Source organism: Pseudomonas sp. FSL W5-0203 (assembly GCF_001896155.1).
Lineage (GTDB): Bacteria > Pseudomonadota > Gammaproteobacteria > Pseudomonadales > Pseudomonadaceae > Aquipseudomonas > Aquipseudomonas paracarnis.
The window spans coordinates 1-26,458 of record NZ_MPOR01000047.1 but is presented as its reverse complement, the minus strand read 5'-3'; the positions used below and the strand labels follow the sequence as shown (position 1 = coordinate 26,458).

Annotated in this window: 19 protein-coding genes, 3 tRNA genes and 1 riboswitch; of the genes, 17 read left to right on the top strand and 5 right to left on the bottom strand. The window is 57.4% G+C overall.

All coding sequences use genetic code 11. From position 1 onward, the window contains the following. Position 1: 1 nt before the first annotated feature. On the bottom strand, positions 2–5,050 hold the full coding sequence (locus BOP96_RS25910; protein WP_073454382.1) for a leucine-rich repeat domain-containing protein: 5,049 nt from the start codon (positions 5,048–5,050) through the stop codon (positions 2–4). A gap of 301 nt (positions 5,051–5,351) precedes the next feature. On the opposite strand from BOP96_RS25910, the gene BOP96_RS25905 reads away from it, so the two are divergent. The 7 genes from BOP96_RS25905 to astE all read left to right on the top strand — a co-directional run bounded on the left by BOP96_RS25905 (position 5,352) and on the right by astE (position 13,212). Beyond that, positions 5,352–6,572: an aspartate aminotransferase family protein gene (locus BOP96_RS25905; protein WP_014719595.1), complete on the top strand. Its 1,221-nt coding sequence runs from the start codon at positions 5,352–5,354 to the stop codon at positions 6,570–6,572. Positions 6,573–6,816: 244 nt separating this feature from the next. Further along, entirely contained in the window at positions 6,817–7,836 is a 1,020-nt protein-coding gene (gene aruF, locus BOP96_RS25900; RefSeq protein ID WP_003175655.1) for an arginine/ornithine succinyltransferase subunit alpha, read from the top strand. 51 nt (positions 7,837–7,887) lie between these two features. Further along, complete coding sequence (gene astA, locus BOP96_RS25895) at positions 7,888–8,913, top strand: arginine N-succinyltransferase (RefSeq protein ID WP_003193612.1); 1,026 nt, start codon at positions 7,888–7,890, stop codon at positions 8,911–8,913. Continuing rightward, positions 8,910–10,379, top strand: a complete 1,470-nt coding sequence (gene astD, locus BOP96_RS25890; protein WP_161937007.1) for a succinylglutamate-semialdehyde dehydrogenase — start codon at positions 8,910–8,912, stop codon at positions 10,377–10,379. Before astA ends, astD begins: the two co-directional genes overlap by 4 nt. Positions 10,380–10,535: 156 nt before the next feature. Next, complete coding sequence (astB, locus tag BOP96_RS25885; protein ID WP_060767333.1) at positions 10,536–11,882, top strand: N-succinylarginine dihydrolase; 1,347 nt, start codon at positions 10,536–10,538, stop codon at positions 11,880–11,882. Between the two features lie 26 nt (positions 11,883–11,908). Then, on the top strand, positions 11,909–12,196 hold the full coding sequence (locus BOP96_RS25880) for a hypothetical protein (RefSeq protein ID WP_003175651.1): 288 nt from the start codon (positions 11,909–11,911) through the stop codon (positions 12,194–12,196). 11 nt (positions 12,197–12,207) lie between these two features. Beyond that, positions 12,208–13,212 carry a succinylglutamate desuccinylase gene (gene astE / locus BOP96_RS25875; protein WP_014719592.1) on the top strand — a complete coding sequence of 335 codons (1,005 nt, stop codon included), beginning with the start codon at positions 12,208–12,210 and terminating at the stop codon, positions 13,210–13,212. Between the two features lie 133 nt (positions 13,213–13,345). On the opposite strand, the gene BOP96_RS25865 is transcribed toward astE, so the two are convergent. Beyond that, positions 13,346–13,855 carry a 6,7-dimethyl-8-ribityllumazine synthase gene (locus BOP96_RS25865; protein ID WP_003193604.1) on the bottom strand — a complete coding sequence of 170 codons (510 nt, stop codon included), beginning with the start codon at positions 13,853–13,855 and terminating at the stop codon, positions 13,346–13,348. Positions 13,856–13,952: 97 nt separating this feature from the next. Beyond that, a riboswitch (FMN riboswitch) is annotated at positions 13,953–14,122 on the bottom strand. 190 nt (positions 14,123–14,312) lie between these two features. Here BOP96_RS25865 and ltaE point away from each other — a divergent pair. The 7 genes from ltaE to mgtE all read left to right on the top strand — a co-directional run bounded on the left by ltaE (position 14,313) and on the right by mgtE (position 21,911). Next, the gene (ltaE, locus tag BOP96_RS25860; RefSeq protein WP_014719591.1) at positions 14,313–15,317 is read left to right on the top strand and encodes a low-specificity L-threonine aldolase; all 1,005 of its coding nucleotides are present in this window, start codon (positions 14,313–14,315) and stop codon (positions 15,315–15,317) included. 146 nt (positions 15,318–15,463) lie between these two features. Beyond that, positions 15,464–18,082 (top strand): alanine--tRNA ligase, encoded by a 2,619-nt coding sequence (gene alaS, locus BOP96_RS25855; RefSeq protein ID WP_014719590.1) that lies wholly within the window; start codon positions 15,464–15,466, stop codon positions 18,080–18,082. Between the two features lie 95 nt (positions 18,083–18,177). Beyond that, entirely contained in the window at positions 18,178–19,419 is a 1,242-nt protein-coding gene (locus tag BOP96_RS25850) for an aspartate kinase (protein WP_003193595.1), read from the top strand. A 174-nt stretch (positions 19,420–19,593) separates the two neighbouring features. Then, the gene (gene csrA, locus BOP96_RS25845; protein ID WP_003175645.1) at positions 19,594–19,782 is read left to right on the top strand and encodes a carbon storage regulator CsrA; all 189 of its coding nucleotides are present in this window, start codon (positions 19,594–19,596) and stop codon (positions 19,780–19,782) included. A gap of 62 nt (positions 19,783–19,844) precedes the next feature. Continuing rightward, positions 19,845–19,935 (top strand) — tRNA-Ser (locus tag BOP96_RS25840). Between the two features lie 108 nt (positions 19,936–20,043). Further along, positions 20,044–20,120: transfer RNA gene (locus BOP96_RS25835), tRNA-Arg, on the top strand. A gap of 348 nt (positions 20,121–20,468) precedes the next feature. After that, on the top strand, positions 20,469–21,911 hold the full coding sequence (mgtE, locus tag BOP96_RS25830) for a magnesium transporter (protein ID WP_003193593.1): 1,443 nt from the start codon (positions 20,469–20,471) through the stop codon (positions 21,909–21,911). A gap of 101 nt (positions 21,912–22,012) precedes the next feature. Here mgtE and BOP96_RS25825 read toward each other — a convergent pair whose 3' ends face one another. From BOP96_RS25825 to BOP96_RS25815, 3 genes are all read right to left on the bottom strand, one after another. After that, a complete protein-coding gene (locus tag BOP96_RS25825; protein WP_003193592.1) occupies positions 22,013–22,339 on the bottom strand; it encodes an Arc family DNA-binding protein in 327 nt (108 codons plus the stop codon). A gap of 394 nt (positions 22,340–22,733) precedes the next feature. Next, the gene (locus tag BOP96_RS30680) at positions 22,734–22,913 is read right to left on the bottom strand and encodes a PA3371 family protein (protein WP_003193590.1); all 180 of its coding nucleotides are present in this window, start codon (positions 22,911–22,913) and stop codon (positions 22,734–22,736) included. A gap of 11 nt (positions 22,914–22,924) precedes the next feature. After that, positions 22,925–23,152 carry a hypothetical protein gene (locus tag BOP96_RS25815; RefSeq protein WP_014719587.1) on the bottom strand — a complete coding sequence of 76 codons (228 nt, stop codon included), beginning with the start codon at positions 23,150–23,152 and terminating at the stop codon, positions 22,925–22,927. 322 nt (positions 23,153–23,474) lie between these two features. Between BOP96_RS25815 and BOP96_RS25810 the strand changes: the two genes are divergently transcribed. The 3 genes from BOP96_RS25810 (at position 23,475) to BOP96_RS25800 (ending at position 26,397) form a co-directional block, all read left to right on the top strand. Next, positions 23,475–23,551 (top strand) — tRNA-Arg (locus BOP96_RS25810). Between the two features lie 774 nt (positions 23,552–24,325). After that, a complete protein-coding gene (locus BOP96_RS25805) occupies positions 24,326–25,282 on the top strand; it encodes a reverse transcriptase domain-containing protein (protein WP_073454379.1) in 957 nt (318 codons plus the stop codon). Continuing rightward, complete coding sequence (locus BOP96_RS25800; RefSeq protein WP_073454377.1) at positions 25,282–26,397, top strand: ATP-dependent nuclease; 1,116 nt, start codon at positions 25,282–25,284, stop codon at positions 26,395–26,397. Before BOP96_RS25805 ends, BOP96_RS25800 begins: the two co-directional genes overlap by 1 nt. The last annotated feature ends 61 nt before the right edge of the window (positions 26,398–26,458 follow it).

The window sequence follows — 26,458 nt, the reverse complement described above, 5'->3', positions numbered from 1 at the left end:
TCTATTCTTCTCCCTCTGTTTCGGATGACGTCGCAGAGCGTGAGCTGGAGCGGTCTGGCGCGGGTTGTCGGGCTTGCGCTACATCGAAATCCACTGCCGTGCGGTTGTAATAGCGACGCAGAATGGCAAGTGCTACGGGTGAGAAGGGGTTGTCGCTCAGGTCAAAGCCTGCCGCTGAGTTCGGGTCTACTTCAAGCAGGTCCGTGGGCAACTCGGTGATGTGGTTATCGCTCAGGTTCAGTTGGGTGAGCGACGTCAGGTTGAACACCCCGTGAGGCACCTCGGTAAGCCTGGTATTTTCCATCATCAGGGTTTCCAGGCCGGACATTTTGCTGACGTCGGGCGTCAGCGCCAGCGGGTTATCGCTCAGGTCCAGGTACTCCAGGTCGTGCAGGTCGCTCAAGGCGGCGACGCTGTCGGGGGTCAGTCGCAGATTGCATTGCGTGAGGCTGAGTGTGGTCAACTTGGGCAGCTTGAAGACGCCAGCGGGAATGTCTTGCAGGGCATAGCGGTGGATCAGCAGGCTTTCCAGATTGGGGAAACGTTCCAGAAAACCTTCGGGTATCGAGGTGGTTTCCTGTGCCCTCAGCTCCAGCTTGGAAATATGCTTGAAATCCACATTCAGTCTTGGCAGGTCTCCCCACAGCGGCAAGGTCAATGTCATTTGATGGGACTGCGTCAGCGGGTCATGGCTTAAGTCCAGGCTGGTTTCACGCCGCCAGCCTTGCTCCAGCAGAGCGCGGATTTGCGCTCGAATGAGTTGTTGCTGTGGGCGAATCTGTTCATCCATGGGCAGGTTCGTGACGGGGTGGCTCTCAGGCACATCCACCACCCATTCCTGCAGGTCGGCTTGCAAGCGTTCGTAGTCGGCCTTGAGGCGCACGAGATTCGCCATCGAATCATCCAGCCCGCCCGGTAGCCTGAAGATAAATTGATTGGCCTCGGGAACGTTGTAGGTCGGGTAAAGCGCTTGGACCAGGCGAACCTCATCTGGATTGGCTTGGACGCCAAAATGTTCCCCGGTGCTCTGGCAGTAGGTTTTTATCCGTTCCAGGGTTGCGCGCGTCAGCGGGTTGCCGGAAAGGTCGTAAGCCTTGGCAGCACTGGCGGGCAACGAATACAGGGCTTCTGGCAGCCTGCGCAGGTTATTGTGGCTGAGATTGGCGTTTGCCAGCCGAGGCCGATTGAGCAGGCCTGTGGGAAAGATGGAAATACCGCAGTGGCTCAGGTTGAGTGTTCGCAGGTTGGCCATGTTTTCGAAATTGGGCGCCAGCACCAGCGGGTTGTGGGACAGGTCAAGGGTATGCAGCTCGGTCAGGTTGGCCAGGGCTGCTCGGGTTGGGGTGGTCAGGTTGAGTGCGCAGCCGCGCAGTGTCAGCGCGTTAAGGTGGGTCAATGCACTGATTTCGCCGGGCAGTGTTCTGAGGGTCATGTCGCTGATGGCCAGTCGGCGCAATCCGGGGAAAGATGCCAGGAAGCCCGGCGTGCCGCGGGTGGTCAAGTAACCCTGGAATTCCAGGGTAGTGATGTGCCCAAGGCGGGTATCGAGCGCGGGCAGTTCCCCATAAATGGGCTGGTTGAGTTGCAGCAGGTGACCGTTGTCATAAGCAGGGTCTACGGGGGTGTTGTGGCGCCAGGCGCCGATCAGTTTTTGTGACCAGAGAAAGCGATTTTGCTGTTCCGCAGCAATCCGCCAGCGGCTCAACGGTAAATCTGTACCGACAAGGGTCTGCGGCACATTCTGCTGCCATGTCCGCAGGTTGGTTTCCAGTTGCGAGAACTCTTTCTTCAGAAATTGAAGGGTACCCCAAGGTGTGCCGGGATCGTTTTGCATGGCGGCGAGTACGGCCGTCACCTGGCTGGGGCTCAGTTGTGGGTACAGGGCATGCAACTGACTCTCCAGCGAGACCCCTTCGCTGCTGCCAGCGGTGACCGGGCTGGCGTCGTAGCCCTCCATGCCGCCGGGTAGGCGCACCAATGTCGGGTCATAGGACGGTTTGAGCAGCGGAACTTCGGCCAGCAGGGCGCCAAGTTCGTCATGTGCCAATGTGTGTTGGCGCAAGATTTCTCTCAAGTGCGGGCCTTGGCCTATCTGCATAGCCAGTGCGTCGCGCTGTGCATCGGGGAGTGCCTGGAGCACGGCGGTGTAGAAATCGGTTTCACCAAGCAGGGTGCCCTTGCTGTCTTCGGGAATGTAATCGCCTTCGATGGTGCGCAGCAGCAGGCGTCGGATGGGCGCCTGGGCGGGGCCGATAGCGTCGCGCAGGTGACCATCGCGCTTGAAGTCGCGAACTTCCAGACGCACCTGAGGCGACCAGCCCGGCAATTTTTCCAGGGAGTGCAGGGCGAGTCGATGGGTGTCGCCGGTCTCCAGCGCACCCATGTACAGGCCTTCATAGGCCCGGCTGATTCTGACCTGATGGGCCGCCCAGCGTGCGCGTTCGACCAGGTGCGAAGGCAGCGTGCCCTGGTCGATGTCGAGCAGGTCCTGGCCGTGGGCACTGAGCAGGACTTCCTCGGCCGCGCTGACGGGCAGGCCCGGTGTGCTGTCGATGAGCTTTTGCACGCGCGCATCGGTGGTCAGCTCCAGGCCTCGATAGCGCGCGTCGAACATCGAAGCGCGTTTATCCTCGGCTCTGCGTGCCAGCTGTTTGCGCAGCTTGGCGGCGCGCACATGCAGTTGGGGGGCCGGGCTACCGAAGTCTTCCTCCAGCACAGTCTTGCGCTCTGACTCGTCGAGGGTTTCCAGCAGGGTCTTGAGCAGGTCGCCGTTGTTCATCTGCGCTTCATGAATTTGCGCTACCGCCGCATTTTCCCTGCCTGGGTGTTCCCATACGGTTTCGCCTTTGGCATTCAGAAAGCGCAGGGTCTTGGATTCCGGCCACAGGCCGGTCTGGCTAAGCAGCCAGAGTTGGGTTTGCGTGTCGGCTTTTGCGTAAACCAGTGGGTCGTCGCTGTTCATCTGGTCGATGAAGTCTTGCAGTTGCTGGTCGATATGGATGCGCTTGAGGCTGTCGGCCAGCAAGGGCGGTGGCGGTTGGCGGTCCATGTAGAGTTTGCGCAGGGCACCATCGTCGGTGCTACTGATGCGCTGCGCCTGTTCCAGACCGGTTTCGCTGAGAGCGTTGGCGGGCTCGCCGAGTCTGCGCAACAAGGTGCTGCGATGCCATGTCAGCGGGTGATCCAGTGGGGTTATCCAGGCGCCTTTGCCATTGCCGATAACGGGCGGTTGGTAGGCATGCGCATGGCTTGGGTGCGCCAGCACGGCGTTGCCCGCTTGTTGCTTGACGGCAAAGTGTTGCCCTTCAAGGGGCAGGATCTGCTTGTCCCCGTAGGCATGCAATCCATCCGCCTTGGGGCGCGAGGCGGTGGGCAATTGGAGGTCGTGGGCGTAGGGGCTCAGGTCCGGGTTCCACAGGCGCGTTTTGCCGTCGTCCGAGCTGACCGGATGAAGGCGCTCGAAAAACGCCCAGACTTCCCGAGGCAGTGCCTGGCGTAGCAGCCCTTCGGCAATCGGTGCGCCGACCGCGAACATACCCAATTGCACCATTTGCTCCAGGGTCGACATCAGGTGCCCGAACGCCTGGCGCTTGAGACCCTCGGCCCAATCGACGATGCCTTCGAATACGTCATCGAGCAGTTGATAGGCGGTGTAGCCGAGCATCAGTAAGCCCAGGGGGGGAATGAACGGCGTGGCGATGAAGGCGGCGATTTCGAGCAGGGCCTTACCGATTTTCTGCACGATGGCCCAGCGCTGCCAGCGTGCCTTGCTGTCGGCGTCGGCGGTGGACACGGCGATGCTTCGCGCGTCATTGAGCAGCTTATTGAGTTTGGTTTCATAGAGGTGTTCGTACAGCTCGCCCGTGATTTTCGTCGCGTGCAACTGCAGGTTGGGGTTGGCCACAGGTTCGGCGCGCCAGGTCGGCCTGGGGTCGCCGGGGACGGGGTGATGCCAGGTAACCTGGGACAAGCGGTTATGCAGGTTGGCAAAGAAGTAGGCGCGGTGCTCGTGGCTTATAAAGCGGCTGAAGAATGCCTGGTAATCGGCATCGCGCAATTTGCGGATCAGGTCTTGAATGAATGCGATGCCATCGTGGTAATACTTGAGCGGTGCCTGTGGGTCGCCGGGAATGTACGCCACCACGGGCACTGCGCTGTGGTGCAGTTCCAGGTCTGCGGCGAACAGCACAATGCCGGCCAGTGGTGCGTCCATCAGGCTCAGGTCGTGGCTGAGCAGCGTCTTACCGTCGAGTGTCAGGCCGCTGATGCCTTTGAGTTGAGCCTGGAGCGTGCGTAACACCCGCTCGCTGCCGTCCTTTTTCAGGCGCGCCAGGTGTACGGCAGTTTGGGCCTCGGCTTTGAGGCTCTCGATGACAGTGCTGCGCAGCGAAGCCTTGCGTTTGGCATCTTTGAAGCCGAAAAATGTCTTGAGGTAGTTCTGGTATTGCGCACCGATGTCCAGTTCACGGCACAGCCCGACGAAGGTCTGGATGCTGACTTTGCTGTTCACTGAGGGCAGGGTGTCGAATTGCCCGGTGGTGGTGGGTTGGGTAATGAAGCTGGAGTCCGCGGTGAAGGCAGTTTTCTCGCTTTCTGCTGCGTCGAAGTTATGCAGCGCGGCGTCCACCAACGACACGGTCCAGACTTTGACGCCGCCAGTTTCTATAGGAAACAGTGGGATCGTCAGGGGCGCATACAGGCGCAGATGGGTGGTGCGGACATCGATCTCCACGCCCCATCTTGTCTTGAACGCCTGTTGCAAAAGCGGCGCGGCGAAGGCCTGCGGTGTCTTGAGGTCGGCCAGGGCCGTGTCTACTTTGTTTTGCGCGGCCCAGCTCTGCTCCACCGCCTGTTTGAGCGGCGCGTGCTGCTGGCGGCTGGCGTCGGCCTGCCAGTTGGGAATGTCCAGTGGTGCATTCTTCAAGGCTTGGCGCTTGTCATCCGAGGCGCTTGCCAGCCAGGCCGGCAGGCGTGTGTGAAACCCGAGGGGTACTTGGGTGGCGGCGACTGCGAGGCGCTGGCTGATGGTCGTGGGGTAGGGCGTGGGCACGAGGCTGATCCTTCAGTGGGAGTGAGTCACTGTCATCACAGCAAGCCTGATGGGTTCACGGGCAGCAGATAGTTAAGGCATTAGGCGAAAATCAGCGGGCCGTGCCTCTGCCTCTCACTGAACGCAGCGTTTACACTGCGCCATTGCGATGCAATATGTCGCATTGCCGTAAACCCGCGTAAAACCGGGGTTGGCGCTATAAGAAGTTGTCGCTTGGCGACAAGGTGGCGCTGAAAACTGTCCTTACAATCCCTGCATCGCCCGCCAGTTCCAGGCAGGCGTTCCTCTTCAGGAGACTCCGATGTCCGTTGAGCAAGCCCCGGTGCAACGTGCCGATTTCGACCAAGTGATGGTGCCCAACTACGCACCTGCTGCCTTTATCCCTGTACGTGGCGCAGGTTCGCGCGTGTGGGACCAGGCCGGTCGCGAGCTGATCGACTTTGCCGGCGGCATCGCGGTCAACGTATTGGGCCATGCGCACCCGGCGCTGGTCGGTGCACTGACCGAACAGGCCAACATGCTGTGGCATGTCTCCAACGTGTTCACCAACGAGCCGGCGTTGCGTCTGGCCCACAAGCTGATCGACGCCACCTTTGCCGAGCGCGTGTTCTTCTGCAACTCCGGCGCCGAAGCCAACGAGGCCGCGTTCAAGCTGGCCCGTCGCGTGGCGTTCGACCGTTTTGGCAGCGAGAAGTACGAGATCATCGCCGCGTTGAACAGCTTCCACGGCCGTACCCTGTTCACCGTCAACGTCGGTGGCCAGTCGAAGTACTCCGATGGTTTCGGGCCTAAAATCACCGGCATCACCCACGTTCCTTATAACGACCTGGCTGCGCTGAAAGCGGCAGTGACCGATAAGACCTGCGCCGTGGTTCTGGAACCGATCCAGGGCGAAGGCGGTGTACTGCCGGCCGAACTGGCTTACCTGCAAGGCGCTCGCGAGCTGTGCGACGCCCACGACGCACTGTTGGTATTCGACGAAGTGCAAACCGGCATGGGCCGCACCGGCCACCTGTTTGCCTACCAGCATTACGGCGTGACGCCAGACATCCTCACCAGCGCCAAGAGCCTGGGCGGCGGTTTCCCGATTGCAGCGATGCTCACACGTGAAGACTTGGCCAAGCACTTGGTGGTCGGCACCCACGGCACCACCTACGGCGGCAACCCGCTGGCGTGTGCGGTAGCGGAAGCGGTGATCGACGTGATCAACACCCCAGAAGTGCTGGCGGGTGTGAATGCCAAGCACGACCTGTTCAAGGCGCGCCTGGAGCAGATCGGCAAGCAGTACGGCATCTTCACTCAGGTGCGCGGCATGGGCCTGCTGATCGGTTGCGTGTTGAGCGATGCCTTCAAAGGCAAGGCCAAGGACGTGTTCAACGCGGCCGAAAAAGAGAACTTGATGATCCTGCAAGCCGGCCCTGACGTGGTGCGTTTTGCACCGAGCCTGGTGGTGGAAGAGGCGGACATCAATGAAGGTTTGGATCGTTTTGAGCGTGCTGTGAAGACGTTGACGCAAGCCTGATAGACCGTTCGGTGCCTGGCGATACCGGTACCGAACACAAATTTTGTATGCCGGACCCTTTGGTTGGAGCTGTGAAGATCAAATGTGGGAGCGGGCTTGCTCGCGAAAGCAGTGGTTCAGCCACCTGTAATGTTGAATGACACACTGCATTCGCGAGCAAGCCCGCTCCCACACTTGACCTCACTGTTCTCAACAGTGTGTTTGGCTTTTTTTTCTGTGAGTTTTCGAGTTAAGGAGTGACACCATGCTGGTGATGCGCCCCGCGCAAATGGCTGATCTGGGCGAGGTACAGCGTCTGGCTGCGGACAGCCCGATTGGTGTTACTTCCTTGCCGGATGATGTGGAACGCCTGAGCGACAAGATCGCCGCCAGCGAAGCTTCTTTCGCGGCCGAGGTGAGTTTCAACGGTGAAGAGAGCTATTTCTTCGTGCTGGAAGACACCGAGACCGGCAAGCTCGCCGGCTGCTCGGCTATCGTAGCCTCGGCCGGTTACTCCGAGCCGTTCTATAGCTTTCGTAACGAAACCTTCGTGCACGCCTCCCGCGAGCTGAAGATCCACAACAAGATCCACGTGCTTTCCCAGTGCCACGACCTTACCGGCAACAGCCTGCTCACTAGCTTTTATGTGGTGCCTGAGCTGGTCGGTTCGCCGTGGTCGGAACTCAATTCCCGTGGCCGACTGCTGTTTGTCGCCAGCCATCCTGAGCGCTTTGCCGACTCGGTGGTGACCGAGATTGTCGGCTACAGCGACGAGAACGGCGATTCACCGTTCTGGGATGCCATTGGCCGCAACTTCTTCGACCTCAACTACGCCGCCGCCGAGCGCCTGTGCGGGCTGAAAAGCCGTACCTTCCTCGCCGAGTTGATGCCGCACTACCCGATCTACGTGCCGCTGCTGCCGGACGAAGCCCAAGAGGCCATGGGCCAGGTGCACCCGCGTGCGCAAATCACCTTCGACATCCTCATGCGTGAAGGCTTCGAAACTGACCATTACATCGACATCTTCGACGGTGGCCCGACGCTGCACGCCCGGGTCTCGGGCATTCGCTCAATCGCCCAGAGCCGCGTGGTGCCGGTGAAGATCGGCGAGATGGTCAAGGGCGTTGGCCGCCAGTACTTGGTGAGCAACGCGCAGTTGCAGGATTACCGTGCGGTGATGCTGGAGCTGGACTACGCGCCCGGCAAACCGGTGACCCTGGACCTGGCGGCAGCCGAAGCGCTGGGTGTTGGTGAAGGCGCCAGTGTACGCCTGGTTGCGGTTTAAAAAGAGAGTTTCGCGGGTGGCTGACAACAGCGGCCCGTTCGAGGAGATAGCATGATCGTTCGTCCCGTACGCAGCAGCGATTTACCGGCCCTGATTGATCTGGCGCGCAGCACTGGCACCGGTCTCACCACCTTGCCGGCCAACGAAGAGCGCCTGACCCACCGGGTGGGCTGGGCGGAAAAAACCTTTCGCGGCGAAGCCGGGCGCGGCGATGCCGACTACCTGTTCGTGCTGGAAAACGACGAAGGCCGCGTGGTGGGAATCTCTGCCATCGCTGGCGCCGTTGGCCTGCGCGAGCCGTGGTACAACTTCCGGGTTGGGCTGACTGTCAGCGCTTCCCAGGAACTGAATATCTACCGTGAGATACCGACGCTGTTCCTGGCCAACGACCTCACCGGTAATTCCGAATTGTGCTCGTTGTTTTTGCATGCCGATTACCGCAACGGCCTCAACGGTCGCATGCTCGCCAAGGCGCGCATGTTGTTTATCGCCGAGTTCCCGCAACTGTTCGGCAACAAGATCATTGCCGAGATGCGCGGTGTGTCCAACGATGCTGGGCGTTCGCCGTTCTGGGAAAGTCTGGGCCGGCACTTCTTCAAGATGGAGTTCAGCCAGGCCGACTACCTCACCGGCGTGGGCAACAAGGCGTTTATCGCCGAGCTGATGCCCAAGTTTCCGCTGTACAGCTGCTTTCTCTCCGAAGACGCGCGCAATGTGATCGGCAAGGTCCACCCGGACACCGAGCCGGCCCTGAGCATGCTCAAGAGCGAAGGCTTCAGCTACCAGGGCTATGTGGATATTTTCGACGCCGGCCCGGCGGTGGAATGTGAAACCAGCAAGATCCGTGCGGTGCGCGACAGCCAGTCACTGGTGTTGGCCATCGGCACGCCGGGGGACGACGCCACGCCGTTCCTGATCCATAACCGCAAGCGCGAAGAATGCCGTATCACCGCCGCTCCGGCCCGTCTGGCGGCAGGTACCCTGGTGGTCGATCCACAGACCGCCAAGCGCCTGCAGCTGGTGGTGGGTGATCAAGTACGTGCTGTTGCGTTGTCTGCTGCTCGGGAGTCCAAATAATGAATTCGTTGTATATCGCAGGTAGCTGGCTGGCTGGCCAGGGTGAGCTGTTTGAATCGCGCAACCCGGTGACCCAGCAAGTGCTGTGGGCTGGTAACGGTGCCAGCGCTGAACAGGTCGAATCCGCCGTGCAGGCTGCGCGTCAGGCATTCCCGGCATGGGCCAGGCGCCCGCTCGAAGAACGCATCAGCGTGCTGGAAACCTTCGCCGCCACGCTTAAAAGCCGTGCCGATGAAATCGCCCGCTGCATTGGCGAAGAAACCGGCAAGCCCCTGTGGGAGTCGGCCACTGAAGTCACCAGCATGGCCAATAAGATTGCGATCTCGGTGCAAAGCTACCGCGAGCGTACTGGCGAGAAGAGCGGCCCCCTGGGCGACGCCACCGCAGTGTTGCGCCATAAGCCCCACGGTGTGGTGGCGGTGTTCGGCCCTTACAACTTCCCTGGGCACTTGCCCAATGGGCACATCGTCCCGGCGTTGCTGGCGGGTAACACCGTGCTGTTCAAGCCGAGCGAGCTGACCCCCAAGGTCGCCGAGCTGACCGTGCAGTGCTGGATCGAAGCCGGTTTGCCGGCGGGCGTGCTGAACCTGCTGCAAGGCGCGCGGGAAACCGGCATCGCCCTGGCGGCCAACCCAGGCATCGACGGCCTGTTCTTTACCGGCTCCAGCCGCACCGGCAACCACTTGCACCAGCAATTCTCAGGGCGCCCCGACAAGATCCTGGCCCTGGAAATGGGCGGTAATAACCCGCTGGTCGTGGACGAAGTCGCCGACGTGGATGCGGCGGTGTACACCATCATCCAGTCGGCGTTTATCTCGGCAGGCCAGCGTTGCACCTGTGCCCGCCGCTTGCTGGTGCCGCAAGGTGCCTGGGGCGATGCCTTGCTGGCGCGCCTGGTGGCGGTGAGCGCGAGCCTTGAAGTGGGCGCTTTCGATCAGCAGCCGGCGCCGTTCATGGGTTCGGTGATCTCCCTGGCTGCGGCCAAAGCCTTGATGCAAGCCCAGGAACTGATGTTGGCCAATGGCGCCGTGGCACTGCTGGAGATGACTCAGCCTCAGGCTCAGGCCGCTTTGTTGACCCCTGGCATCATCGACGTAACCGGTGTGACGGAGCGTGAAGATGAAGAGCTGTTTGGGCCGCTGCTGCAGGTAATCCGCTATGCGGATTTTGCCGGTGCCATCGCGGAGGCCAACAACACCCAGTACGGCCTGGCCGCTGGCCTGTTGTCGGACTCCGAAGCGCGTTACCAGCAATTCTGGCTGGAAAGCCGCGCCGGCATCGTCAACTGGAACAAGCAGTTGACCGGCGCTGCCAGTACCGCGCCGTTCGGTGGTGTCGGGGCGTCGGGCAATCATCGCGCCAGTGCCTATTACGCGGCGGATTATTGCGCGTACCCGGTGGCGTCGCTGGAGACGCCGAGCCTGATAGTCCCGGCAACGCTCACGCCAGGTATAACGCTGATCTAAATGTGGGAGCGGGCTTGCTCGCGAATGCGGTGTTTCATTCAACATTTGAAGTGACTGAACCACCGTTTTCGCGAGCAAGCCCGCTCCCACAATGGATCTGTGGTGTATTCAAGTGATTTGATGCCTATAAAAACAGATGTTCGTGGAGCCTCGCCGATGAAATCCTGTGAAGTCAATTTTGACGGTCTAGTGGGGCCGACCCATAACTACGGCGGTTTGTCCTTCGGCAACGTCGCGTCCCAAAGCAACAGCCAGCAGTCTTCCAACCCGAAGGAAGCGGCGTTGCAGGGCCTGCAGAAAATGAAAGCCCTGATGGACATGGGCTTTGTGCAAGGTGTATTGGCGCCCCAGGAGCGCCCGGATGTAGCCGCCTTGCGCAGCTTGGGTTTCAGCGGCACCGACGCCCAGGTGATCGAGCAGGCTGCCAGGCAGGCTATGCCTTTGCTGGTAGCGAGCTGCTCGGCATCCAGCATGTGGGTAGCCAACGCCGCCACCGTCAGCCCAAGCGCCGACACCGCAGACGGCCGTGTGCATTTCACTGCCGCCAACCTCAATTGCAAATACCACCGCAGCATCGAGCACCCCACCACCAGCCGCGTGCTGGGGGCGATGTTCGCCGATGGCAAGCATTTCGCTCACCACGCCGCCTTGCCGGCCGTGGCGCAATTTGGCGATGAAGGCGCGGCCAACCACACGCGTTTCTGTCGTGAGTACGGTGAGGCGGGCGTCGAGTTTTTCGTCTTCGGCCGTAGTGCTTTCGACCCTCGTTACCCGGCCCCGCAGAAGTACCCGGCGCGCCAGACCCTCGAAGCCTCCCAGGCCGTTGCGCGCCTGCATGGCTTGAAGGATGACGGTGTGGTCTACGCCCAGCAGAACCCGGCGGTGATCGACGCGGGTGTGTTCCACAACGATGTGATCGCGGTGGGCAACGGCGAAGTGCTGTTCTATCACGAGGATGCGTTCCTCAACACCGAGCAGATGCTCGCCGAACTGCACGGCAAGTTGGGCAAGCTGGGCGGCAACTTCCAGTCGGTGTGTGTGCCTCGCGCGTTGGTCAGTGTCGAGGACGCGGTGCGTTCCTACCTGTTCAACAGCCAGTTGCTGACTCGTCCTGATGGTTCGATGCTGCTGATCGTGCCGGAAGAGTGCCGCGCCAATGAGCGCGTGTGGCAGTACCTGCAAGGTCTGACCGCTGCCGGCGGGCTGATTCGTGAGGTCAAGGTCTTCGACCTCAAGCAAAGCATGCAAAATGGCGGTGGGCCGGCGTGCCTGCGCCTGCGCGTGGCGTTGAACGAAACCGAGCTGGCGGCCGTGAACCCAGGCGTTATCATGACCGCGCCGTTATTCGAAACCCTGACCCAATGGGTGGGCAAGCACTACCGTGACAGCCTGCGCGAAACCGACCTGGCTGACCCGCAGTTGCTGCTTGAGTGCCGGACGGCATTGGATGAACTGACGCAAATCCTTAAACTGGGCTCGGTTTATCCTTTCCAGATCAATTAATGCCACACGGCTGAGATATTTTATTTATGACCGACACCCTGAAACTCATCCTTGAAGACACCGACGGCACCCAGCTGGAAACCTCCTGCACCCGCGTCGCCGTGGTCTGGCAGGGCAAGGAGATCTGGATCCAGCACGATGGCCGCGGCCAACTGCTGATTGGCGTAGACGTAGAAGAGGGCGACGCCGAGTACGCCAACCTGCTGATGCGCCCATTGGCCACCAACCTGATGAGCCTGCAACTGGAAATGGAACCGGCCGACGTTGAAGGTGACGACGACGATCACGTCCATGGCCCAGGCTGCAACCACTAAGGAAGCTGCTTATGCTCGCCCTCGGCAAACTGCTTGAACTGACCCTCGCCGGTCGTGAACCGGCGCAAAAAATTCAACTGACTGTCGACGGCGTGCAGATGCGCTGGCTCAGCGAAGGCGCGCTTGAAGTGCGCCCTCCTGAAGCTCTGGACAACGGCAGCGACTTGCTGCTGTCGTCCGGCATCCATGGCAACGAAACCGCGCCGATCGAATTGCTCGACCGCCTGTTGCATGGCATTGCCCGCGGGGAGATCAAACCCCGCACCCGTATTCTGTTCCTGTTCGGTAATACCGAGGCCATGCGCCGCGGTGAGCGTTACCTCGAGCTGGACGTCAACCGGCTGTTCAATGGCCGGCATGAACAAAACATCGGCCCCGAAGCCATGCGCGCCGCCGAGCTTGAGCAATTGGCCCGCAGCTTTTTCAGCCTGCCTGGCCGTTCGCGCCTGCATTACGACCTGCATACCGCGATTCGTGGTTCGAAAATCGAACAGTTCGCGTTGTACCCGTGGAAGGAAGACCGACAGCACTCGCGCCGTGAGCTGGAGCGCCTGAACGCGGCTGGCATGCAGGCGGTGCTGTTGCAGAACAAAACCTCGATTACCTTCACCGCGTTTACCTACGAACAACTCGGCGCCGAGGCGTTCACCCTGGAGTTGGGCAAGGCCCGGCCGTTCGGGCAGAACGACGGTGTGGACGTGTCGCGCCTGGAAGCGCGTCTGAAGCAGATCATCGAGGGCAACGAGCCTGAGACCGGTAGCCTCGACGGCCTGCAACTCTTCGCCGTTGCGCGAGAAGTGATCAAGCACAGCGACGCCTTCCTGATGCACCTGCCCGCAGATGTGGAAAACTTTTCGGAATTGGAAAGGGGCTACCTGCTGGCCGAAGACGTGGCCAAGACCCGTTGGGTGATCGAGGAGGAGGGCGCCCGCATTATCTTTCCCAACCCAAAGGTGAAGAACGGCTTGCGCGCCGGGATATTGATCGTGCCCACCACGGATGCCGGCCTGGCCTAAGAGCCAAGTCTGGCTCAGTCCAATGTGGGAGCTGGCTTGCCTGCGATAACATCACCTGGGTATCACTGATACACCCAGGTGTCTGCATCGCAGGCAAGCCAGCTCCCACACTGGTTTGCGGTGAGGCTTGGATTTAGACCGCTACCGCACGCGGCTCGCTACGACGGATCGCGCGTACCTTGTGCAGGGTATCGGCGCAGGTGCGCGCCGCTTCCTGGCCCTTGTGCACGAAGTGCTCGTAGAAAAACGTGGTGTGCTCGCTGCCGGCATGGAAGTGGTGCGGCGTCAGGGACACCGAGAACACCGGCACTTCAGTTTCCAGCTGCACCTGCATCAGGCCGCTGACTACCGATTGCGCGACGAATTCGTGACGGTAGATGCCACCGTCCACCACCAGCGCGGCAGCGACGATCCCGGCGTAGCGGCCGGTCTTGGCCAGCAACTTGGCGTGTAGGGGCATTTCAAAGGCGCCGCCGACTTCGAAGAAGTCGATGTCCGATTCCTGATAACCCTGGGCGATCATTTCGGCGAGGAAGCCTTTGCGCGATTGGTCGACAATATCCTTGTGCCAGCAGGCCTGGATAAACGCGACGCGCTCGCCGTGATGGTTTTTGCTTTTGCTGTCGATTGCGGTGGGTTGCATGTTCTGACTCCTGTTTAAGAAAAAAACAGGGCGTTATGAATCGAATGGGATTTAAGGGTACGCATGCGCAAACAAGCGCGCGGCCCTTAGGTGCCAATCCCGTTCTCTCTTCATCCGGACTATGACCGTCGGCCCCGGGATCACACCGGGTCTGCTGACCTCGTCGCCGTCCTGCCTGAGCAGTTCGAGGCGCCAAGCGCTCGCGGGCTATGCACATTGCGTGCAATTACCGCCGGTGGGGAATTGCACCCCGCCCTGAGAACGTTGCCACCAGAACCCTGGCGGCGCAGAGTTTTTAACATGGTTTTTCGAAAACTGCACGGCTGCCGTCTCGATAACTTATATCGGTTTGATTGGTTGGTATTCGAATGAATGCAATAGGGGCTTGATATTCCGTGGCTTTGCCCGCAGTAATCACACACAAAAGGACTTATCCACTCCGTTAGAGGCCCCCTTCATGACCGTGATCGACCTGCGCAGCGACACCGTGACCCAACCTACCCCCGGCATGCTCGACGCAATGGCCAGCGCCGTCAGCGGCGATGATGTCTACGGCGAAGACCCCAGCGTCAACCGCCTGGAGGCCGAGTTGGCCAAGCGCCTGGGCTTTGCCGCGGCGCTGTTCGTGCCCACCGGTACCATGAGCAACCTGCTGGCGTTGATGGCTCACTGTGAGCGCGGCGAGGAATACATCGTCGGCCAGCAGGCTCACACCTACAAATACGAAGGCGGCGGTGCGGCGGTGCTGGGGTCGATCCAGCCGCAACCCCTGGAAGTTCAAGCTGATGGCTCCCTTGATCTGAACCAAGTGCTTGCCGCCATCAAGCCCGACGACTTCCACTTCGCCCGCACACGCCTGCTGGCGCTGGAAAACACCATGCAGGGCAAAGTGCTGCCGCTGGATTACCTGGCCAAGGCCCGGGCATTTACCCACGAGCACGGCTTGGCCCTGCACCTGGATGGCGCCCGCCTTTACAACGCGGCAGTCAAGCTGGGGGTGGATGCGCGAGAAATCGCCCAGCATTTCGATTCGGTGTCGGTGTGCCTGTCCAAGGGCCTCGGTGCGCCGGTCGGCTCGGTGCTGTGTGGCTCGACGGCGCTGATCGCCAAGGCTCGGCGCTTGCGCAAGATGGTCGGCGGCGGCATGCGCCAGGCGGGCTCCCTGGCGGCGGCGGGGTTGTATGCTCTGGATCATCAGGTGCAGCGCCTGGCTGACGACCATGCCAACGCGCAATGGCTGGGCGATGAGTTACGCAAGGCCGGCTACAGCGTCGAGCCGGTGCAGACCAATATGGTGTATGTGCAGGTAGGTGATCAGGCGCAGGCGCTGAAGGCCTTTGCGGCCGAGCGTGGGGTCAAGTTGAGCGCCGCGCCGCGCCTGCGCATGGTCACCCATCTGGATGTGAGCCGGGCGCAGATCGAGCAAGTGGTGCAGACATTCGTCGCGTTTTCGCAGAAATGACAGTGCAGGCCGTCTAATTGACTGTTTCTATCACATAAACACGCTGTACCACCGGCAAAGGGCCGATATAATGCGGCCCTTTGCCGTCGCTCCGTCTGATGATGTTGCGCACTGGCCTTTGGCCGCAGCCTCCGTGGAAGAACCTAATGAAAAGCGCAGAAATCCGTGAAGCCTTCCTTCGCTTCTTCGAAGAGCAAGGCCACACCCGTGTAGCCTCCAGCTCCTTGATCCCAGGCAATGACCCAACCCTGCTGTTCACTAACGCGGGGATGAACCAGTTCAAGGACTGTTTCCTGGGCCAGGAAAAGCGCGCCTACACCCGCGCTACCAGCAGCCAGAAGTGCGTACGCGCCGGCGGCAAGAACAGTGACCTGGAAAACGTCGGCTACACCGCCCGTCACCACACCTTTTTCGAGATGCTGGGTAACTTCAGCTTCGGCGACTATTTCAAGAAAGACGCGATCACGTTCGCCTGGACCTTCCTCACCGGCGTGCTGAAGCTGCCCAAGGAAAAACTCTGGGTCACCGTGTACGCGACGGACGATGAAGCGTATGACATCTGGACCCAGGAAATCGGTGTACCTGCCGAGCGCATGATCCGTATCGGTGACAACAAAGGCGCGCCCTACGCGTCCGATAACTTCTGGACCATGGGCGATACCGGCCCGTGCGGCCCGTGCACCGAGATTTTCTACGATCACGGCGACGATATCTGGGGTGGCCCGCCAGGCTCGCCGGAAGAAGACGGCGACCGCTACATCGAGATCTGGAACAACGTGTTCATGCAGTTCAACCGCACCGCCGATGGCGTGTTGCATCCGCTGCCGGCACCGTCGGTAGACACCGGCATGGGCCTGGAGCGGATCAGTGCGGTGATGCAGCACGTTCACTCCAACTACGAAATCGACCTGTTCACCAACCTGCTGAGCGCCTCGGCGGCAGCTATTGGTTGCGCCAATGAAGGCCAGTCTTCGCTCAAGGTGGTGTCGGACCACATCCGTTCCTGCGGTTTCCTGATCGCAGACGGCGTGCTGCCGTCCAACGAAGGCCGTGGCTACGTGCTGCGTCGCATCATCCGTCGCGCGTGCCGCCACGGTAACAAGCTGGGCGCTACCGGCAGCTTTTTCTACAAGATCGTGGCCGCGCTGGTTGCCGAGATGGGCGATGCCTTCCCGGAACTCAAGCAACAGCAAAGCAACATCGAGCGGGTGCTCAAGGCTGAAGAAGAGCAGTTCTCCAAGACCCTGGAGCACGGCCTGAAGATTCTGGAACAGGACCTGGCTGAGCTCAAAGGCACCGTGGTGCCGGGTGATGTGGTGTTCAAGTTGTACGACACCTATGGTTTCCCGATGGACCTGACTGCCGACATCGCCCGCGAGCGTGAGTTGACCGTCGACGAAGCCGGTTTCGAGCGTGAGATGGAAGCCCAGCGCGTGCGGGCCCGTTCGGCCAGCTCCTTTGGCCTGGACTACAACACCCTGGTCAAGGTTGACGTACCGACCGAGTTCACCGGCTACAAGGCGACTGCGGGCTCGGCCAAGATCGTCGCCATTTATAAAGACGGTAAGTCGGTCGACGTGTTGAGCGAGGGTGAAGAGGCGGTTGTGGTGCTGGACCAGACGCCGTTTTATGCCGAGTCGGGTGGCCAGATTGGCGATTGCGGTTTCCTGAGCTCGACATCCGGTCGTTTTGACGTGCGCGACACCACCAAGACCGGCGGTGCGTTCCTGCATCACGGTGTGCTGGTGCTGGGCAACTTGACTGTGGGCGCACCGGTAGACACCCAGGTCGATGCCGATGTAAGGCATGCCACGGCGTTGAACCACTCGGCCACGCACTTGCTGCACGCCGCGCTGCGCCAGGTCCTGGGCGAGCACGTGCAGCAAAAAGGTTCGTTGGTGGACAGCCAGCGCCTGCGTTTTGACTTCAGCCACTTTGAAGCGATCAAGCCTGAGCAGATCAAGGCCCTGGAAGACATCGTCAACGCCGAGATTCGCAAGAACACCCCGGTTGAAACCGAAGAAACCGATATCGAGACCGCCAGGAACAAAGGCGCCATGGCGCTGTTTGGCGAGAAGTACGGCGACGAAGTTCGCGTACTGAGTATGGGCGGCAGCTTCTCGGTAGAACTCTGTGGTGGCATCCACGCCAACCGCACCGGCGATATCGGCCTGCTGAAGATCATCAGCGAAGGTGGTGTGGCCTCGGGCGTACGTCGTATTGAGGCGGTGACTGGTGCTGCGGCCCTGGCTTACCTCAATGCAGCCGAAGAACAACTCAAGGAAGCGGCCGGCCTGGTCAAGGGCAGCCGCGACAACCTGATCGACAAGCTGTCCGCCGTTCTGGAGCGCAACCGTGCGCTGGAAAAACAGCTGGAGCAGTTGCAGGCCAAAGCGGCGAGCGCTGCGGGCGATGACCTGTCGGCCGCGGCGGTTGACGTCAAGGACGTAAAAGTCCTGGCGGCGCGCCTGGACGGCCAGGATGGCAAGGCGCTGTTGGCCTTGGTCGATCAGTTGAAGAACAAGCTCGGCCGCGCAGTGATCCTGCTCGGCAGTGTCCATGAGGATAAGGTCGTTCTGGTTGCGGGTGTAACCAAGGACCTGACTGGCCAACTCAAAGCCGGTGATTTGATGAAGCAAGCCGCTGCGACAGTGGGCGGCAAGGGCGGTGGTCGTCCGGACATGGCGCAAGGCGGTGGTGTCGATGCCGCAGCGCTGGACGCGGCCCTGGCCTTGACCGTGCCATTTGTCGAGGCAGGTATTTAAAGCACTGTTAACCGGCCCGTGGTCTAGTCACGGGCTTGTTCAGTGCAGGTGGATTGGATATTAGGCGCCCCTTTACGGGCTGAGGCGGCTTGGAAATGGCTTTGATCGTACAGAAGTTTGGAGGCACCTCGGTTGGTTCTGTCGAAAGAATCGAGCAGGTCGCCGACAAGGTTAAGAAGTTCCGCGATGCTGGTGATGACCTGGTAGTGGTGCTGTCGGCCATGAGTGGCGAGACCAATCGCCTGATCGATCTGGCCAAAGCCATCAGCGGTGATCAACAGCCGCTGCCGCGTGAGCTGGATGTGATCGTCTCCACGGGCGAGCAGGTGACCATTGCGCTGTTGGCCATGGCGCTGAACAAGCGTGGCGTGCCAGCGGTGTCCTACACTGGTAGCCAAGTGCGCATTCTTACAGACAGCGCACATACCAAGGCGCGGATCCTGCAAATTGATGATCAGAAAATTCGTACTGATCTGAAAGCAGGGCGCGTGGTAGTTGTAGCGGGTTTCCAGGGTGTGGATGAGCACGGCAACATCACCACGCTGGGTCGTGGCGGTTCGGACACCACCGGTGTGGCGCTGGCGGCAGCGCTCAAGGCGGACGAATGCCAGATCTATACCGATGTGGATGGCGTCTACACCACTGACCCACGCGTCGTGCCAGTGGCCCAGCGGCTGGACAAGATCACCTTTGAAGAAATGCTGGAAATGGCCAGCCTTGGTTCCAAGGTGTTGCAGATTCGTGCGGTGGAGTTCGCCGGCAAGTACAACGTTCCGCTGCGCGTATTGCACAGCTTCAAGGAGGGTCCGGGCACCCTCATTACTATTGATGAAGAGGAATCCATGGAACAGCCGATCATTTCCGGCATCGCTTTCAATCGCGATGAAGCCAAGCTGACGATCCGTGGCGTGCCAGACACCCCGGGCGTGGCTTTCAAGATTCTGGGTCCTGTCAGCGATGCGAATGTTGAAGTCGACATGATCGTGCAGAACGTTTCGCACGATAACACCACCGATTTCACCTTCACCGTGCATCGCAACGAATACGATGCAGCATTGAAAATCCTGCAGAACACAGCGAGCGAGATTGGCGCCCGTGAAGTGGTCGGCGATACCAAGATTGCCAAGGTGTCGATCGTAGGGGTGGGCATGCGTTCCCATGCTGGCGTTGCCAGCCGTATGTTCGGGGCCCTGGCCAAAGAAGGTATCAACATCCAGATGATTTCCACCTCGGAAATCAAAGTCTCGGTAGTGCTCGAAGAGAAGTACCTGGAACTGGCTGTACGCGCGCTGCATACGGCTTTTGAGTTGGATGCTCCGGCCCGACAGGGCGAGTGATGCGTTGCCAGGAAGGCGCGGTTTACCGCGCCTTTCATTTTTTTGTGGGGTACATGGTCTTTTGCATGGGCTCGACAATACTTAGCGAGTAGGGCTACGACCTTTTGGTTGTAGGTCGAATGCTTTTTTTTTGCAGACTGTTGTTCCTGAACTGAAATGCGTGAGGTGAAAGGTATGCTGATTCTGACTCGTCGTTGCGCAGAAAGCCTGATTATCGGTGATGGCGAAATCACCGTGACGGTGCTCGGCGTTAAAGGCAATCAAGTACGTATTGGGGTTAATGCTCCGAAAGAGGTGGCGGTCCACCGCGAGGAAATCTACCTGCGGATCAAGAAAGAGAAGGACGAAGAACCAAGCCTTTAATTTTTATCGTTTTTTATGTTTGCAAACGGGGAGGAACGTGGTTAATATACGCCCCGTGTTGCGGAGAGCTGGCCGAGTGGCCGAAGGCGCTCCCCTGCTAAGGGAGTACACCTCAAAAGGGTGTCGGGGGTTCGAATCCCCCGTTCTCCGCCATTATTTGCTTAGTACGTTGCAATCTGGTTTTTTCGGTAAGTTGTTGAAAATACTCGAAAAAATAGCTTTACATAGAGATTGAACGGCCTATAATGCGCGGCAACAAATGCACTCGTAGCTCAGCTGGATAGAGTACTCGGCTACGAACCGAGCGGTCACAGGTTCGAATCCTGTCGAGTGCACCATACAAACAAAAAGCCCGCCTAGTGCGGGCTTTTTGCCGTCTCGGGTTTGTGTGGGTTTTATCCGGCGTCCTCCTTTTTCTCCCTCTTCATGTGTTTTCCCATGCGCCTGCGTCGTCGCAGTTCATAGATGCAGCCAATACTGAGCTTTGGCGTGCAAGCGCTTGTTCTTTCCAGTTTTTTAACGTTTAAAACGTCCGGGCGGTGTATCATGCGCCCGTCAGCCCCGCCGGGGCTTGTGGAATACCTCCATGGACTTACCCAGTAGTTACTCAGTACCCCGCTTTACCAATCATGAATTGACTGATTGATCCTTCCGGCGTGCCCCGCTGCTGGGAGTGGAGTTCGCCTATGACCGAAGTAGAAGTAAAGAAGACACAAGAAAGCCTGCAGGATCGTCTGGCTCAAGTTATCGAGCTGCTGCAGCGCCAGCGCGTGGTCGAAGACCTCACGCACCGCCAGGAAGGTCCGAACCACGACCGCGTCGAAAACCTGGTTCACCGGCAAAACCTCGTCGAGCTACAACGCAAGCTCGATGACCTGCACTCCGCCGACGTCGCCTATATTCTTGAAGCCTTGCCGTTGGATGACCGACTGACCCTGTGGCAGTTGGTGAAGGCTGATCGTGACGGTGACATCCTTCTGGAAGTATCGGACTCGGTGCGTGAAACGCTCATCGCCGACATGGATGACCACGAGCTCCTGGCTGCCGCCAAGGAGATGGATGCGGACGAGCTTGCTGACCTGGCACCTGAGCTGCCCCGTGATGTTGTCCATGAGTTGATGGAGGCGCTCGATACGCAGCAGCGTGAGCGTGTGCGTTCCGCGCTGTCGTACGACGAGGATCAGGTCGGCGCCCTGATGGACTTCGAGATGGTCACCATTCGCGAAGACGTCAGCCTGGAAGTGGTGTTGCGTTACCTGCGCCGTCTAAAAGAATTGCCCGGCCACACCGACAAATTGTTTGTGGTCGACTATGAGGGGATCCTCAAAGGCGTTTTGCCGATCAAGCGCCTGCTGGTCAATGATCCGGAGAAGAAAGTTGCTGACCTGATGGCCAGCGATACCGTGAGCTTCCATCCGGACGAAGATGCCTACGACGCGGCCCAGGCATTCGAGCGTTACGACTTGATCTCGGCTCCGGTGGTGGATAAGAACGGCAAGTTGATCGGTCGTCTGACCATCGATGAAATCGTCGACTTGATCCGTGAAGAAAGTGAAACCGAAGTCCTCAACATGGCGGGTTTGCGTGAAGAGGAGGATATTTTCGCGTCGGTCTGGCGTTCACTGCATAACCGCTGGGCCTGGCTGGCTATCAATCTGATTACCGCGTTTATCGCTTCTCGCGTGATCGGGTTGTTTGAGGGTTCCATCGAGAAGCTGGTGGCCTTGGCGGCGTTGATGCCGATTGTGGCGGGTATTGGCGGTAACTCCGGGAACCAGACCATCACCATGATCGTGCGCGCCATGGCGCTGGATCAGGTCAGTACTGCCAATTCCTCACGGCTGCTGCGTAAGGAACTGGCGGTAGGCCTCATAAACGGATTGGTGTGGGGCGGTGTGATTGGCGTGGTGGCTTACTTGCTCTACGGCAGTTGGTCCCTGGGCGTGGTAATGACTGCGGCCATGACCCTTAACCTGTTGCTGGCGGCCTTGATGGGGGTATTGATTCCCATGACCCTGGCGCGTCTAGGTCGCGATCCTGCCATGGGTGCCAGTGTGATGATCACGGCCATGACTGACAGTGGTGGTTTCTTCATCTTCCTTGGCCTGGCAACGATCTTCCTGCTCTGACCCTTCCAGCGGGGGCAAATCTGCCCTCGCTTTGCTTCTTATTCCCAAACTCCAGGCAAAAAAAAGCCAGCACATGGCTGGCTTCGGCTTTCAGGTGTCAATCAATTGGCTTCTGCGGCCGCCTCCACGTCATGCGCGATAAGCGAGACGAGAGCATTTTGCTGGCGGTGGGAGAGCTGACGAAAACGCTGCAGCAGTTCGCGTTCGTGCAGTGACAGCTCGGGGCTGTCCAGGCGCATGCTCAACTCTTCACCCAGGGCACCTTCCTGAATAAGGCTTTGTTCCAGGCGTGCGATGATTTCGGAGTTCATGCTGCGGTGATGATTGCGAGCCACCTCGGCAATGCGTTCCCGCATTCCGTCTGGCAGACGTACGACGAATTTGTCAGCCGTACGGCTGGAATAAATTGCCTGTTTCAATGGGCGCATATATTTAACCGGTTAGTTCAGGGGAGCGGTTTCTGGAATTGGCCGCAAGATGAGTGTTAAGACAAGGCTCACGACCAAAGTTCAACCCGAATTGCAAAGAGGCCGCATCATGCCTCAGATTTGACATTTCATTGGCGTCAATTCTGTGACAAATATTGAACCGCCTACAGGCTTTATGCCAGTACTGATTTACGTTTTTGCGGACTGGTTAGAAAAAATCCTGCGACTGCAGCGAAGCTCGTCAATCTTCGCCCAAGCCTGCACGGCATCCGGGTTGAAGGGCGCCCGTCCTATAGCGATATGGCCTTTTGCCCTCAAGCTTAAGGTTAGTAGCTGTTCGCCTATTTACGAGTATCAGGCGACATAAGGTAGGGGAGGGAGATGGGGAAGGGGGTTAGCGCAGGAGCGGATCGAATTTGATTCGGCGACCCTTGATTAGCGTCAGTACCAGTAGGCTGCCCAGCACGGCGCTGGCGACGAAGGCTAGGGTTTGAGTTTGTTGTGATGTAGCTCCCAGGCCTAGCGCAACAGATAGGAGCGTCAGGCACAGAAACAACCAGGCAGATTTCGACATGAATAGTGTTCTCAGAAAACCCAATGCTCGGCCGCTGGCGCTGATTGTGTATCTTGGGTCAGGCGGATGGGAGATTGGGGGTTTGCAGTCATCAGTGCCAACTGAGGTCGCTGTTGCAGATGATGGGGAATGGCTTGGCTGATTTGCGCGCCGTCTTCAGTACTGGTCGGCTGAAAATGAAACGTCACCACCGTAGCCAGTGCCACAGCGTTCAGTGCTAGTAGAAGGGCACTGTTCATCATCATAGTCTCCACGGTGCCTGGAACGATTGGTTTTGTGTTTATGACTTTGCAGATGTCGTGCCAATCTATTATTCCAATAAAAACAAGGAGTTAAGATTGTTTTTTGAGGGCGCTGGGTTGCAGTTTGCAATGATGGCATATTGGCGTAGTGCAATTTGCACGATGAAGGTGAAAGTCTTGGCATGCTGAATGAGGCTATGAACGTACGCGCAAGGATAGGCCTACAGTCAAAATGCCAACGGACGACATGACAAAACCAGCCTCGGCCGTTAAGATGCACGCCGTCTGTCGCTAGCCCTTCAGGGTAAGCGTGGCATTTGTCCCAGTAGCTCAATTGGATAGAGCATCCCCCTCCTAAGGGGAAGGTTGGCCGTTCGAACCGGCCCTGGGACACCATATAAACAAGTGTGTCTAGCTTACGTGCGTCGCCTGCGACTCTTTCGGGCTATCACCGGGCTAGCGACCAACCAAGCTTTGAGTGTCTGCTCTATTAGGCGTGCCGGCTAATACGCTGCGTGTAGTCGGTGAGCGACATCGTTGTTGGGTGGAGCTGGATGTGCATTCTTTGCTGCGAATTCTGTTCTGCACCCCGCTGCCTTGCTTATAGGCAAAGCATCGCTTATGATCTGATGCATGTCAGTGACTAGGAGAATCTCCAGTCGGTTTGGAATACTGGCCTCTACAGGTGTCTAGTCTCCGTCTTACGTTTGTGTAGGGTTATGCAGGGTAAGTAACTGCATAACCTTGCACAGATAGTAAGGAGCCCTCCAGCAGCACCTCCGGAACCTTCAGCTGCACCTCTCACCTTCAGCAGCACCTCCCACCTTCAGCAGCACCTTCAGAACCTTCAGAACCTTCAGCAGTACCTCCAGCCTCCAGCACCTATAACCACCCTGACTCTCTTCTGCTCTTCTCAGGCCTCTTCGCTTGTTGTAAGCGTGCGCAGCTCTAGATTTCGTCTGTAATTCTATGGAATTTCGACTCTAGGTCAGTGTACTGGTTCTTTTGCGTAGTATCCGTCTGCTAACTTCGTTTCGGCCATGCTCTTCGGAAAGTTAGAAGACCTCGAAATTTTGTCTGGAATCGACTAGCATGCAAGCTAGATTGGCTAAAACCACACACGGATAAATAACTGCCGATTTAAAATCGGCAAATTGGGCAAATTAAGCCATGAATAGAAGACCGTTAGAGCAGTTGTTTTATGCGACGTTTCGAGGGAAGCAGGAGTTTGCAGATTTTTCAAAGGTTAATGTAAATACTGCTTACTCAAAAAAGGATTTTGATGGGCGATCTATATACATACCAGACAAAACATTAAAGCTTTACTTGGGTTTCTTAAGTAGGGTGTTGTTTGATCGCCTTCCTGTTGCGAAAGAAGTGGTGTTCTCATACAGGAAGGGCGTGAATGTTGTTGATGCAGTAGAAAAGCACTCTGAAAACAAATATTTTTTCCAGTCCGATATAGAGAACTTTTTTGGTAGTATAAATCGAGAACTCATCAGTAATACTATCCTTGCTGCTGTTGAGTTATGTCCTATAGCAGACATTGAAGATTGGCTGGACAGGATAATGGAGCTTGTTACAGTTGATGGAGTGCTTCCGCCTGGCTATCCCACCTCTCCGGCGATTAGTAATGCTTGTCTTTATGCGTTCGATAAAAAATTTATTGGTTGGTGTGACAGTAATTCCCTTACTTATACTAGGTATGCCGATGACATAATCGTTTCAGGTAAAAGTGAGGAGCAAATGCACTTGCTGATCCCTAAAATTACTGAGCTGTTGGATGCTGAGTTTGGTAAGGGTATGAAATTAAACTCTAATAAGACAAAGTTTATTCGTCCCGGAGAAAAAGTAAGAATACTCGGTGTTGCAATTCTGCCAAATGGTAAAGTCTCTGTTGATGGAAGACTTAAAAAGCATTCGGAAACAGCGATGCATCTTTTGCTGAAAGATAAAAAAATGTTCGCGTCTTTTTTAAAGGAAGAAGATGTGGAGAAGTCGCTGAAAAAATTTTCAGGTCAGCTTAATTACATTAATACAGTCGATCCTAGTTTTTTAGATAAGTTAAGGAAAAAGTACGGGGCCGCAGCTGTAGATAAAATAATCCATATTTCGGTTGCTTCATAATGCAGCTCTTTGTCGAAGTTAGGAATGTCCAGCATATTAACGATCTTCGCATTGATTTGGGTCTGAACCGGAATGGGTTGACGTGTATAGTGGGTAAAAATGGTGTAGGTAAAACTACTCTAATTAAGTCTATTAGAAATTTGAAAATTGCCGATACTTTTTCAAAAATGGCTCAGCCTGGTGCAATAAAGCCTGGTAGTAAGATAAGTTATATTTGTGATGGTGCAGCTTATCATTTTGAGTATGATCATAATATTGAAGATCTCAACAGTAAGGATGTTTTTCCTCAAGGGTTGAAAAAGCAAATTGAAGTTGAGTTGCCCATTCCTTGGGGGCAACGTTTTAATGGGTATCAGAGTATTAGCTCTGCTGATAGCGATATCCGTACTGCTGTTATGATTGGCGACTATTCGGTGCCTGAAGAGCTAATATTGTTATTGGCTGACGTTTATGGGGATAATAAGTTTTCAGATTTGAAAGAAGTTAGAATAGGTAAGAATAATTATTATATAATGCCCTTGAAGGATGATCGTTATGTTAGGGAGGATCATCTGAGTTCGGGGGAGTTTTTCTTAATATCACTTTATAGGAAAATAAAGGGCCCGGCTAAACTTATCGTGATTGATGAGATTGATATTTCATTGGATGCTGCCGCTCAAAGCAGGCTGATCGGATGGCTTAGGAAGTTCTGCGAAGTTGAAAGTATAAGCATGGTGTTTACTACTCATTCTATGGCGATAATGCGAACCATGAATGATGGTGAGCTTTACTATATGAGTTGTGAAGATGATGTCATAACCACGTATCCTGTTTCATATAACTATGTGAAGTCGGTTCTTTTTGGCTTTAAAGGGTGGGATCGTTATATTTTAACCGAAGACCCAGTGCTAGAAGGCTTTTTTAAGTTCCTTATAGCGAGGCACAATATTCCTAGTTTCTACTCGTTTCAGATCATTCCGGTTGGCGGTGGTGATAATGTAGCCCAGCTACGGCAGAAGAATGTTTTCGAAGGGTTTTTCGGCTCAGAAGAAAACGTGATGGCTATTCTTGACGGGGACTATGAGGGCACGCGTAGCGGTCGCAAAAAAAATACATACGGCGGTTGCAGGAGCTGAGTGCAACACGGTTATTGAATTGAAGCCGGAGCATCATGCCGCATTGCCATGGAATTTTGCA